Source organism: Treponema brennaborense DSM 12168 (assembly GCF_000212415.1).
Lineage (GTDB): Bacteria > Spirochaetota > Spirochaetia > Treponematales > Treponemataceae > Treponema_F > Treponema_F brennaborense.
On sequence record NC_015500.1, the window covers coordinates 2,029,795 to 2,042,921 of the forward strand.

The 13,127-nt window shown below is 51.0% G+C and carries 10 protein-coding genes; 5 read left to right on the top strand and 5 right to left on the bottom strand.

Annotated elements, in window-relative coordinates:
* From TREBR_RS08885 to rpe, 4 genes are read right to left on the bottom strand one after another with little or no spacing between them, the layout of a single operon-like run.
* On the bottom strand, positions 1-1,101 hold the full coding sequence (locus TREBR_RS08885) for a tetratricopeptide repeat protein (protein WP_013758854.1): 1,101 nt from the start codon (positions 1,099-1,101) through the stop codon (positions 1-3).
* On the bottom strand, positions 1,102-2,190 hold the full coding sequence (locus tag TREBR_RS08890) for a hypothetical protein (RefSeq protein WP_013758855.1): 1,089 nt from the start codon (positions 2,188-2,190) through the stop codon (positions 1,102-1,104).
* 2 nt (positions 2,191-2,192) lie between these two features.
* The gene (locus TREBR_RS08895) at positions 2,193-3,311 is read right to left on the bottom strand and encodes a tetratricopeptide repeat protein (protein ID WP_013758856.1); all 1,119 of its coding nucleotides are present in this window, start codon (positions 3,309-3,311) and stop codon (positions 2,193-2,195) included.
* Position 3,312: 1 nt separating this feature from the next.
* Positions 3,313-3,945, bottom strand: coding sequence for a ribulose-phosphate 3-epimerase (rpe, locus tag TREBR_RS08900; protein WP_013758857.1), 633 nt, complete (start codon positions 3,943-3,945; stop codon positions 3,313-3,315).
* 239 nt (positions 3,946-4,184) lie between these two features.
* On the opposite strand from rpe, the gene TREBR_RS08905 reads away from it, so the two are divergent.
* Together TREBR_RS08905 and greA are read left to right on the top strand one after the other, a co-directional pair.
* Positions 4,185-5,117: a hypothetical protein gene (locus TREBR_RS08905; RefSeq protein ID WP_013758858.1), complete on the top strand. Its 933-nt coding sequence runs from the start codon at positions 4,185-4,187 to the stop codon at positions 5,115-5,117.
* A gap of 126 nt (positions 5,118-5,243) precedes the next feature.
* Positions 5,244-7,943, top strand: a complete 2,700-nt coding sequence (gene greA, locus TREBR_RS08910) for a transcription elongation factor GreA (RefSeq protein WP_013758859.1) — start codon at positions 5,244-5,246, stop codon at positions 7,941-7,943.
* Positions 7,944-8,103: 160 nt separating this feature from the next.
* Here greA and TREBR_RS08915 read toward each other — a convergent pair whose 3' ends face one another.
* Positions 8,104-9,471 carry a flagellar motor switch protein FliG gene (locus TREBR_RS08915; RefSeq protein WP_013758860.1) on the bottom strand — a complete coding sequence of 456 codons (1,368 nt, stop codon included), beginning with the start codon at positions 9,469-9,471 and terminating at the stop codon, positions 8,104-8,106.
* 112 nt (positions 9,472-9,583) lie between these two features.
* Here TREBR_RS08915 and TREBR_RS08920 point away from each other — a divergent pair, with 112 nt between their 5' ends.
* The 3 genes from TREBR_RS08920 (at position 9,584) to TREBR_RS08930 (ending at position 12,930) form a co-directional block, all read left to right on the top strand.
* Positions 9,584-12,172, top strand: coding sequence for a penicillin-binding protein 1A (locus TREBR_RS08920; RefSeq protein WP_013758861.1), 2,589 nt, complete (start codon positions 9,584-9,586; stop codon positions 12,170-12,172).
* 37 nt (positions 12,173-12,209) lie between these two features.
* The gene (locus TREBR_RS08925) at positions 12,210-12,617 is read left to right on the top strand and encodes a ParB N-terminal domain-containing protein (protein ID WP_013758862.1); all 408 of its coding nucleotides are present in this window, start codon (positions 12,210-12,212) and stop codon (positions 12,615-12,617) included.
* Between the two features lie 118 nt (positions 12,618-12,735).
* Positions 12,736-12,930: a DUF2179 domain-containing protein gene (locus TREBR_RS08930; protein ID WP_041610395.1), complete on the top strand. Its 195-nt coding sequence runs from the start codon at positions 12,736-12,738 to the stop codon at positions 12,928-12,930.
* Positions 12,931-13,127 lie beyond the last annotated feature (197 nt).

The following is a 13,127-nucleotide window of genomic DNA, read 5'->3' on the forward strand; positions in this document are numbered from 1 at the left end:
TTACAATTTGTTTCCGTCCACCGGCTGATAGACCGATTTTCCGTCCATCGTCAGCTTGCCGTCGCGCAGGCGGATCCGCCCTAAAACCCTGAGCGGTCTCGCGGCGTCTATATCCATCGGCTCCGCAAAGACGAGCGGAACGATGCCGTCCACCCGTTTCTGGTTTTCATACCCGACGAGCAGATCGCACTGATAGGACGTATCGGTTGCATACACGTTCGTCACGCGGCCCGACCATACCACCCAGCAATCGGCGTACAGATACGGATCGGAAGCGACCTGCCCGTACGGATAATTATCCGAAACGGTGTCGAAGCCCGGTTCGCGCAGATACGACTTGAGCATCTGCGCGTTCTGCCGAACGAGCGCCGACGCGTTCGAGTTCAGGATACGATTGATTTCAACCTGCGCGGCGTTGTCGCGGTAATCCTGAAAATAAAGCCGCACCGAGTCGTATGATTCGGCAATCTGCTTCGGTGTCAGAATGTACCGATAGACGCCGCCGGATAAATCGTCTTCCAGTATATGAGCGCGGTCTTCGACGGTCAGCGCGAACGCGGATAAATCCGCGCGCGCCGGCGGTTTTAAAGCTTCCCGCCGAACGTATACGGCGACGGCGGCGGCCGCACACAATACGCACACGGCGCAGACGGTCAACCAAGCTGAAACGGCGGGCGGCACGCCCAGCGGCGGATAAAACCGCTTTATTTTCCCGGAAGAAACCCATTCCGAAATGGTGTCGGGATCTCCGTGCTTTCTGATAAAATCAAGCGCTTTCGGCGCGATTTTATTCGCCGGCTCGTTATCAAGCACTTCAAGATAATATTCAACCGCCCGCCCCGTATCGCCGCGGCGCAAAAACAGCGCGGCCTGAGCAACCAGCAGACGGGTGTCGAGCAGCTTTATTTTACGGGCAGCCTGCAGATACGTTCCGGCACCGCCGGTATCGCCGACATACATGCACGCGATCGCGAGTATGTAATAATATTCAAAAGAATCCCGATATTCAAGCTCGCACCCTTTCAGCAATTTGATGACATCCGAAAACTGACGTCTTTTCAGTAACGTGCGGGCGCGATGCAGAACGCCGTGCGATGCCATTTACTGCAGCCGCCTTATTTTTTCCAAAATGGCGTCGAGTTCCGCGTTCAGCCGGAGAATTTCGATCTGCTCGGCGCTTTCGGGATCCGATTCAAGCCGGCGGATACGCAGCAGCAAATCTTCAATATAAGCGGGATCGAGCTGTTCGTCGGTCAGCGCGCCGACGGTATACGTCGTGCCGTGCTCGTCCCGGTAGACGACTTCATCGTTTTCATTCAAATGCGAATCGGTCGATTCGGCCTCGCCCAGAAAACGGGAATCGGCGGGAACCTCTCCGGCGGCCGCCAATGAAATATAAAACCGTACCGAACTGCGCGTCATCGGCGTCAGCGATATGGGATTCCAGAAAATACCGGCAGCCGAATTATTGTATGAAAAAACGGAATTGAAACTTCTGCCGGTTTTAATAACCGGCTTCCACACCGTATCGCTCAGCACGTCCTTATTTGCAACCGAAACCGACAGCGGCACCGTAATTTCCGTGCCGTACACCAAAAACTGAACGGCATACTTTTCGTTCGCCGAGCGGAGCCATTTATCGGAAGCGAGCGTTTCCATATCGAGCTCCGCGTTCACCGCAGAGCGGCGTGCGGTTGAAAAATGGGTTCCCGTACTTTCTCCCAAAACGGTATCGAAGATACCTTTTACGGACACGAACTGCGCTTTTGAAGAAATATTGCCGACCGTAACGTCGACTTTTACGACGCTCCGCGAAATACCGTCGAATTCAGGACAGAACGAAAAATCGATCGCGATTTCGGCCTTTCCTTTCACTGTATACGTAAAACGCACGCCTCCTTCGGTTTCTTCGGCAATGCACGGCACCGAGGAATCGCGGTTCAATTTGTAAACGGTATTGTCGATTTTGACGGCAAAAAAGGAGGAAAGGCCGTTTTCATTAGCCGATAAAAACGACACCGGCTTTCCCGTACCGCTGTCGTAGCGCAGCGCGAAACTTCCTGCCGACTCTATCAATCGGACGACGAAATTTCCCTGCCGCTTTTCAACGTCGGCAAAAACCGCCGCAGCGAGTGTCAGCGCGCACACGGCGCCTAAAATCATCCGTTTATATAAAAATCGTACTTCCATACCTATTCTCCGTTTGAATTCTTATCCAAAAGCCGCTGCAGTTCGGCGGCTTTCCGCTTCAGCGCATCAATTTCCGGATACTGTTTTTGCACAGCAGCCGGAACCGTACCGAGCGCCGGATCTGCAGCGGAACCGACAGCCTGAGTCGCCGCCGCGTAACCGTCCGCATAACCGGCGGCGTAACCGTCCGTAAAGCCGCCCGCAGAAACCGCCGGCGAAACGACCGTTCCGGCTTCGGTCCGGGAACGGGCGGCCGCTTCCTGCACAGCGGTTACCGTTTCAACCGCGAGTTTTTTCGCTTCATCAGTGGAAGCCTGCAGGATTTCATTGATACGCTCGAGTTCCGCAACGCGCAGCTGCCCGTCGGCCGTTTTGCGCTGTTCTTCGGCAAGAGCGTCTTTGAGCTGCTCGTTTTCCGCCATAACGGTGCGCAGTTGCTCGCGCAATCCGATTTTATCTTCCGTCCGATACTGTTTCAGTTCTTTTTCATACGATTCTTTTGCAGCCAGATATTCTTCACCGACCACTTTCAGCAAATACAGCAATTTTTCTTCACGTTCGTACTGACTGATCGAGCGCAGCCGATTCTGCGATTCGACGGCTTTCGCATCCCGCGGAAAATCCGAAACGAGCCGCTCGTACAGCACTTTTGCCGCCGAATAATTATATTCAAAGAAAAACGACTCGGCAATCCAAAACAGCGCGGACGGATACATTTCGTGTGCGGGATACAAATGACAGAACTCGGTAAGCTGCGCGACCGCTTCGTCGTACGAGCCCTGATAATACAGCGCCCTACCGCGCTGATACAGCACGAGCGGATAGTAGGTTCCGCCGGGAAACAGCGTGACGAACCAGTCGCAGTCGCCGAGCGCGCCGCCGTAATCTTCCGCGAACATTTCCGATAAAATCAGCATGTACAGCGATTCTTCCTGCGGAGCGGCGACGTTTACCGCTTTCCGAAAAAAGAACAGGGCGGACACCCAGTCTTCAGCGCGGAACGCTTCGTATCCCTGCAGCAGCAGCGCGCTGCCGGCCGATTTGTCCTCCGGCACGCACAATCCCGCGGCGGATACGCACAAAACAAGCGCGCATACGAAAGTTTTTACCGTTCGTTTCATTTTATAACTCCCATCCGAGCGTACCGCTGAAAAACGCGGAACCGGACACGACGACGTCCGTTCCGGCATCCAGCACGGCTGCAAGCGTCTGCCCGTTTATTCCGCCGTCCGCGGAAATCAGAAACCCGTATCCCCGTTCGGCTTTGATACGCCGCAGTTCCGTTATTTTACGCGCACAGCCGGGTATGAACGCCTGTCCGCCGAATCCGGGATTGACCGTCATGACCAAAACCAAGTCGAGATACGGAAGGATTTCTTCCAAAACGGCGATCGGAGTAGACGGCACGACGGCAATGCCGGCTTTTTTTCCCGCGTCGTGGATGCGGCCGATAATCCGGTGATGATGCACCGTATTTTCCCAATGAAAGGTCAGGTAATCGGCTCCCGCCCGTATGAACGAATCTATATGATTTTCCGGCTGTTCGATCATCAAATGCACGTCGAACGGCAGTTCGGTATGCGGACGCAGCGCCGAAACGACCGGCTGTCCGTACGAAATTTGCGGCACGAACCGGCCGTCCATAACGTCGATGTGCACAAAAGAAGCGCCGCCTTGTTCGATACGTTTCAGCGCGGAATCAAGGTGCAAAAAATCAGCGGATAATAATGACGGAGCAAGCAACGGTGTTTTCATTAATATCTATAGTAACAAATGATACCGAAGTTGTAAATATCATTTTATTGAAAACACTTGCACGAAAAGCGCGCGCACGTTTTTTTTGATGAAAAAAAGATAAAAAAACGATAAAAAAAGACGGAAGTATCTTGACTAAACAACGTGAAACATACTATAAAATTACCCCGCTTTTCAAAAAAAATAAGACAGAACAATTGACTAAAGCCCGTTTATCAGTATAATAATTACAGGTAGTTATGAGTATCCAATCAGACCGCGGACTGCTGCAGGCATATGAATTTTTAAAAACCGGCGATCCTGCGCGCGCGAAACCGTTGCTGGAAGACGCGCTCGCCGACGATCTCGAGAACGGAGAAATTTTATTCACCGTCCGCTGCGTCAATTACTGGACGGACCGGATTGCTGATCTTGCAACGATGGATACGCCGTTTGAACGGGGTGAAAGTCTGATTCTGCATTGGAAACAGTTTATTACTATCGTGGGAAAAGACAGCCCCGCGTACGAACGCAGCATGTACGCCGTCCGTAAAGGGATTTTCTCACTGGCACTGGAAAATTATCAGGCACTGTGCAACGAACACAATCCGTCGCAAAAAGCCGAAATATTCAGAAAAACGGGGCTCTGTTATAAAAAATTGGGAGAATATGAAACGGCGCTTTCATATTTAGGCGAAGCGAATACGCTCGTATCCGGTTCGCCGCTCGTTCTGGCGGAAATGGCCGACTGCTACGCGTTATGCGGTCAGGACCGTAACGCGAAAGTATTGTTCAGGGAAGCTTTTTTTATCGATGCGCAGAAGATCGATATACAGTTTCTCGATTCGGAACTCATCAACTGCCTTATCGAATCGGTAAGTCAGAAAGGTTTTTCCGGAGCGGTAATGCAGGAATGGATACCCGTCTACGGCGTTCTGTACGGAGTGTTCAATATCAAACGCGAGCTTCGCGCTCAGGAAGTGGGACGCTTAAAACAGGCGATTTACGCGCTGGAAAACGAACTCAAGGACGCATCGAGCGAACCGGATATCGTTATTCCGCGGTTGATAAATCATTATTTCTGGCTTATCGACCATTACGTTACGGTAAACGCCGAGCGGGCCGGAATAAATGAAACATTGCTGAAAATCAAGCTGCTGGATATTGACGTGTACGATAAATATACCATGTAGCGACCGTACCGAATCTTATCGTTTACAGAACGGGGACATCGTGTTCGTTCCGTAAATCGGGGATATTTAAACGTAATCAATTTGCGGAACACCCCGCCCTTTGCAGGGATTTTTATAGGAGTATATATGTCTGAAGAACTTGTAAAATCTGTTCAGGATATGCTGAATGAAGAAAAATGGACGCGCGCCGCTATCAGTAATTATTCAAAGAACAATTTTATTGAACTTGCAGCCGTCGTAGAAAACGCACGCAATGAGAACTGCATCGACGACGTAAAAGCCGTGTGCGATGAACATCTTTCCCATACCAAAAACAGTATCATCGCATTGTATATCTCCGGTATGCTGGCTTTGAAAAAGGGTACGCTCGACAACTCCGCACTGGTTACGCTGATCACCATTTTCCAGGACAATCATAAATCGAACATCGTCACCTATTTGTGTGAAACGATTCTTGCCGACGATGAAAGCAATAAATTTGCCCTGCGGACGCTCGCCGACTGTTACCGTGAAGAAAGCAACGAAAAGATGTGGGACATCTACGAAACGATCGTCCGCATCGATTACGAAGAAGCGGATATCGCCAAAATGCTTGCCGAACGGTATGAAAAAGACGGCGACTCAGAAACGGCGATCGATTACTATAAAAAAGCGATTCTCCGATACATCAACAACGGCAGCAACTTCATGAATCAGATAAAGGAAATCTGGACGAAACTCGTCACCGTGATTCCCGAAGAAATCGATTTTTTCTATCTGCTGCAGCGCAAAATCGCCAAATCGATCAGTGAAGAAAAAAGCGCCGTTCTCATGCAGGAACTGTATGTATACTATAAAGATACGCAAGACTGGAATACCGCCATCGATATTCTGAAACTGATTCTGCAGATCGACGAAAAAGACGCCTGGGCGCGCCGTGAAATCGTGGACTGCTTCCGCGGAAAATACGCCGGACACAGCCAGCTCGACGACTATATCCGCGTTTCGAATTTGAGCCAGAACTGGCGCAATATTTTTGAGGCCATCTCCGACTTTGAAAAGCACATCGCGTTTGACGCGAAAAACTTCGTATTCCACCGGTCCTGGGGCGTCGGTCTTATCCGCAAGGTAACCGGCGACCAGCTGACGATCAACTTCGGCAAAAAATACGGAATGCACGAAATGTCGCTTAAAATGGCCATCAGCGCGCTGCAGCCGCTGACGGCGGATCATATCTGGGTGCTGAAAGCGACCAAACCGCGCGAAACGCTGGCAAAAATGGTCAAGGACGACAAAGCCTGGGCATTGAAAACAATCATCAAGAGTTTCGGCAACAATTGCGATTTCAAACGTATCAAAGCGGAACTGTCTCCGGCGATTCTGACGCCGGGAGAATGGACCAGTTGGAGTACGAGCGCCCGCAAAGTGCTCGATACGGATCCGACGTTCGGCGTCAACCCCAACGACATCAACATGTACACGGTTCGCGACCGCGCCATTTCCCAAGAAGAAAAACTGTCCAACGAATTCAAGGCGCAGAAACAGTTCTTTGCGCGCATCGATGTTCTGATGAAATTCGCGGCGGAAGCGGATACCGAATCCGAACTGTTCGCCGATATGTTCTCGTATTTCACCGGATATCTGAAATCGTTCAGCAACGTTACCGAACAGGTCATGGCGGCGTTCCTCGTCGTGCGCCGCATTTCGAGTCAGTTTCCGCACTTGAATCCGGGCATCAAATACACGTTCGAACAGCTTTTCAATGAAATTGAAAATCCCCGGGAAACGTATGCGGCGCTCAAAGATACCAAAAACACATCGCTGCGGAAAGATTTCCTGAGCTGCATCAAAACGCTGCTGCCGAACTGGGTGGACGTGTATATCGAACTGTTCCCGACCGTCCTGCAGGACGAAATGCTGGTAACGCTCATCAACACCGGGCACTTGGAACAGGTAAAACAGCTCGCCGCCGTCAGCTTTGAAGAATACCGGCTGTACCGTGAAGCGGCCATTTATTTCTTCCGCGAATGCAGTGAAGAAGATTGGTTCAAATCGGTCGACATTCCGTATGAAAAACAGCTTATCACGCTGATCCACATCATGGATCTGACGTACCGTGAAATTGCGAATCACGTCGATACGACTGAAAACCGCAAAATCAACCGTCAGATTCAGCTGCTGCTGTTCAAAAACGATCAGCTGCTTAAATACATTTTGGAAAACGACAAAGACACGATTACCCGCATGTACACGCTGGTCGACGACGTCAAAGATCTTGATCCGGCGATCAAAATGAACATCCGCAACAAGATTCTTGAAAAATATCCCGATTTCAAATTCTACGGAACGGAAGAAAAGACGGTTGCCCAGCAGGGACTCATCGTTACGGCGAAAATGTTCGAGCAGAAAAAACAGCAGCTTGAACACATCACATCCGTCGATATTCCCGCCAACTCGAAGGAAATCGGTGAAGCGCTCGCACAGGGCGACCTCCGTGAAAACGCGGAATACAAAGCGGCCAAGGAACGCCAGACGCTGCTCGCTTCCACTGCGACGAAACTGCAGGACGAGATCAACCGTGCGCGAATCTTCGACCCGACGACGGGCACTACGGCCCGCGTGTCGTTCGGTACCGTCGTAACGCTTAAAAACGACGTTTCAGGCGAATCGGAAGAATACACGATCCTCGGCCCGTGGGAATCCGATCCCGATAACAAGGTCATTTCCTACATGTCGCCGTTCGGAAACGCAATTCTCAACGCGAAAGAAAAGCAGGCGCTCTCGTTCGTAATCAACGAACACGATTACAAATATACGGTTGAAAAAATCGAAATGGCAAAATTCTAAGCCGATCCGGCTAGAACGGATCCGGATAAAATCATCCGGCTGAAACCGGAGCGCAGACAAAAAAAGCTGCCTTGAGTCGACTGCTGCGACTTTCGGCAGCTTTTTTCATGTCCGCGGCACGGAACGCAGTCAGCCGCACCCGCCGCCGATGCGCGCGGCGTTACACGTACACGTCGTCGTCCCTGCCCGAAATAACGAGCGTACCGTTTTCCCAGGCACGGCGCAGTATACCGAAAAACCGATTCGTCGCTTCGTCGCAATCGGTACGCCGCATGGGCTTTTTGATCTGTTCTTCTTCAAGTACGATATCGCCGCGCGTCTTCGATATATTGGAAAGGATTTTCTGTCTGAACGGTTCGGGTTTTCCGGCAATCAGATACGCGATGTCGCTTTCCGCCATAAGCTGGAGCTGCTTCTGAATATAGCGATCGTCTGCACGCACGACGTCGTCTATCGTAAACAGCCGTTCGCGCAAATCCTGTCCCAAATCCGGGTCTTCTTCAGCAAGAGACGAAAGGATGTCTTTTTCGGCATCGGGGCTCATACGTTTCAAAATCTCGGCGAGCGCACCGCGGCCGTCCAAAGAATCGGCGGCGGCAGTGTTTACGGCAAGCACTTTTTCATGCATGGCCTGATCGATGCGGCGCAGAATGTCGGGCGCCACGGGAGCGAGTTTTGCAAGCCGGCACACGGTATCTTTTTTATCGGCCGCACTCATGCGGTTTATCACGTCCGCGGCTACCGGCGGTTTCAGGCGGGACAAAACGAGCGCGCGCACCGGAGCGGATTCGTCTTTCAGCAGAAAGAACACGCGCTCACCGTCCATATCCTGCATATAATCGAAGGGAACGCCGTCCGCGAACGGCACCGTTTTTTTGAGCATCTGCTCGGCGCGGTCGGCTCCGAACGCTTTTTTCAGAATCGTGCGGGCCGTCGTAACGCCGCCCTTTTCACGCGAAGAATCGAGCAGCGTTTGAAATTCGGCAAGAATAACGGACGATTCGTCGGGATCGACACGGCGGATGGAAGCGATTTCGGGAATGATTTTTTCCGTTTGCTCCGGCGTTAAATGGGAAATGACTTTCGCCGCTTCGTCCACGCCGATGAGCAGCAGAAATTTGGCGACGCGCCGGTACATGTTTTCCTTACCGTCGGCGTTTTGCGGCGACACCGGCACTTTGACCAGTCCGTGGCGCGTGAAATCGCGAACAGGCTCGCCCGATCGGTGCGCTTTTGCCCGCGCATCACCGGGAGCCGACGCGGATGCGGGAGACGCCGCAGACGAAGTGGGAGACGCCGCACGGGGCGCAGATGACGCCGCAGACGAAGTGGGAGACGCTGCACGGGGCGCAGATGACGCCGCAGACGAACGTTTTTCCGATTCATCGAATATCTGCCCGATCTGTCGGTTCACATTTTGAAAAAGCGGCGCACGCGGGACGCCGTCCGGCACGTTTTCATCCGCAGATCCTGCAGGAGCGGCCGCGGCCTTTTTATACGCTTTTATACGGTAATCATGCTCGTTCATGTGATAAGTGTATCATTTTTACCGGCAGAGAGTAAACTATGAAAACTCGTAGTCGTTATGACGTAAGCCGCTATGACTTGACAAAATCCCGCCCGTTTCATATCCTATTAAAATGGGAAAAATAAAAAAACGGACGTACGTGTTTGTTTTCGGAACTTTACTGTGCTCTTTGATTTTCGGAACCGTTCTGGGGATTACCCTTGCAATTACTGTTAATACAATAAATACGGAAAATTTTACGGAATTTACGACTGCGCTTCCGACGAAACTGCTCGATATAAACGGCGAACTGATTACCGAATTCGCCTCGGATGAAAAGCGTGAAATCATCAGCCTGACCGCGCTTCCGCAGCACATGGTCGACGCGCTGGTAACACGCGAGGATCGTGTTTTTTACGAACACAACGGATTCAGCCTCAAGGCGATTATCCGTGCGTTTGCAGGCGTTTTGACCGGCCGTTCGCTCGGCGGCGGAAGCACACTCACTCAGCAGATCGCGGGAACCATATACTGCGACCGCACAGAAAAATCGATCACGCGCAAAATAAAGGAATTATGGTGGGCAATCCAAATGGAGCGCCGGTATTCGAAAGATGAAATCATGGAACTGTATCTGAACAAGATATATTTCGGCGGCGGAACGTACGGAGTAAACGCCGCGTCGAAGTACTATTTCGGACACGACGCGACGCGGATTACGCCGGCAGAATCGGCCATTTTGGTCATTCAGCTGTCAAATCCGGCCTATTACAATCCGTTCGATTATCCGAACCGCGCCATGGACCGGCAGCAGAACGTTTTGAGCGAAATGGTCAACGCCGGATATCTGACAAAAGCGGAAGCCGACGCTTCTTTTGAAGATTTTTGGCTCAATTTCGACTATACGCGCATCAATTCGGCGGCATATTTCATGCGAACGGATAAAGCACCCTGGTTCAGTGAATACGTGCGCCGCGAACTCGGCAGCATGATTTACGGTACGCAGGATATCTATACGAGCGGGTTTACCGTCAACACCACGCTCAACTTGAAAAATCAGGCCGCCGCGCAAAAAACGATGGATAAATACATCGCATACGCGAACGAATCTTATCAGAACTCAAGCGGGGCCCGAAAGAGCGACGCAGCGTCTACGTACATACCGATGACGGAACTGCTGTCTTTGGTGTTCAACCTTCCGCAGCTGAAAATTTCCGAACAGCGGGTGGAATCGCGCGCCTTATCGACGTACAATACGGAAATCAATCCGATTCTGGACGTCATGTCGCTCATGTTCGGTATTGAAGATCTGAAAATCGGCGTCATCAATAAAGCGAACGCGCAAATCAAAAAAGACAGCGGCAAAACGGTTATAGAAGGTACGCTCATTTCACTTGAAAACAGTACCGGGTATATTACGGCACTGATAGGCGGCAGTAAATTTGAAGAAGAAAATCAGCTGATCCGCGCGGTTCAGGCCAAAATTCAGCCGGGAAGCTCGTTCAAGCCGCTGTATTATTCGGCCGCGATCGATTCAAAAAAGTTCACTCCGGCCACTATCGTCTACGACACGCCGACCATTTTTTATAAAGAAGACGGCACTCCGTATATTCCCGAAAATTTCCGCGGTACGTGGGAAGGTTCCGTTCAAGTATGGTATGCACTTGCAACTTCGATGAACGTTCCATCCGTAAAAATCCTTGATGAAATCGGATTCGACGCGGCCATAGAGCGTTCGGTCGCATTGCTCGGCATTTCGGAAGCGGAATTACCCTCTCGCGGATTCAACCGCGTGTATCCGCTCGGGCTCGGCGTCTGTTCCGTGCGTCCCATTGAAATGGCTCGCGCGTTCGCCATTTTTGCAAATCAGGGAAAAGAGGTAACGCCCATCGCCATCCGCTCGGTTGAAGACAGAAACGGAAAAGTCATTCTGAACCCCGAACGGGAACTGCGTATCGAGCAGCAGCAAAAAGGCGACGCGATACAGGTTATCACACCGCAGAACGCGTTTATCATGACCAATATGCTTGAAAATACGGTCCGAATCGGAACATTGGCGCGCGGCGCGGGTTGGGGAACCCGATTTCGCTATACCGATAAAAACGGCAGAACGTACACGATGCCCGCGGCCGGTAAAACGGGTACGACGCAAAACTGGGCGGATGCCTGGGCGGTCGGCTACACGCCGTATATCACTACCGCAGTCTGGTTCGGCTTCGACATGCCCGGCCAGTCACTCGGACTCGAACTCACCGGTTCCACCCTTTCCGGTGTTGTCTGGGGCGAATACATGCGCATTGCGAACGAGGATTATCCCTACAAGGGATTTCCCGTACCGCAGACCGGACTGGTCAAAGCGGAGGTTTGCTCCGTTTCCGGCCAGATTTTGACGGCAGCGTGCGGCTCGCATAAAACGACGCAGTATTTTCTTGAAGGCACACAGCCGACAGCGCTGTGCCAGCTGCATATCAACAGGGAATCGGCAAGAACGGTAGGCGTAGAGCGGCTTGAACGGGAAAAATACATATCGGGAGAACGCAGAACTTTTTCGGTTGACGACTCGCCGCTTACCGTTGATTTATCGTTTTTGGAAGAAGACGTCGTTCCGGAAGGCTCCGGGCTGACAGAAGACCAAACGGCGACGGGTTTCCCCGGTTCGGAACAGGAGACTGCAAATAATACCGGTAATACCGCACCGTTGTATAACTATTTACTTGACTAGGTGTTATTCATAGCGTAAGCTATGTTCAGAGGGAAATATGCAAGTAAATATCGAGAATATTATAGTACATAAACGGGTGCGTAAAGATTTGGGCAATCTTGAACCGCTTAAAGACAGCTTAAAGCGGTACGGATTGCTCAACCCGATTACGATAACGACAAAAAACGAACTGATTGCCGGACAGCGCCGCTTGGAAGCGGCAAAGCAGCTGGGATGGACAAGTATCAACGCAATCATTATTGATGACATTGACGACGTTATGAAACTGGAAATGGAACTTGAAGAAAATACGCAGCGCTCAGATTTTTCCGATATGGAACTGCTGGAAGGGTACGAGCAACTTGAAAAGCTGCGGAATCCGGGTTTTTTCAGGCGCATCTGGAACGCGCTCAAAGCTTTTTTTGCCCGCATTTTTGAGAAAATAGCAGGTATAAAAAAACAGTAAACGTTATTTCAAAACGAAACGAGCCGAACACATCCCGTTTTGAATATTTTCATTTAAAGGTGTCTGAAAATATTCAAAACGGGAACTATAAATTTGTCTTTTCGGAACCGGATTTAAATTGATAATCATTGCGGTTACCATACTGAGGGGCGAAGGGCGCGAGTGCAACAAAAAAACGATTGCTTTTATGGTAATTCAGCGAAAAGCCGAAAAAACGGTAAAGAAAACCGTAAAATCATTTGACCCTAAAGTTGTCATCAATTCAACAGCCTCAAACGGCCTGCTCGGCGGCGTGATGAGCGGCCGCAGATAAACGTGTTTATCCGTTTTCCGCAGAATGAGTTGAAAAACTCCCAGCTTTTGATAGAACTTTTCAACAGCGGGCTTCATCGGTTCGGCTCTCGCCGTTATCGTTTCTCGCCGTTATCGTTTAAAGCCCGTGTGATCTGCACTTTACAAACTCGCTATAACCTTACGAGTTTGGAGAATGCCTACCAGACTGAGGAATCC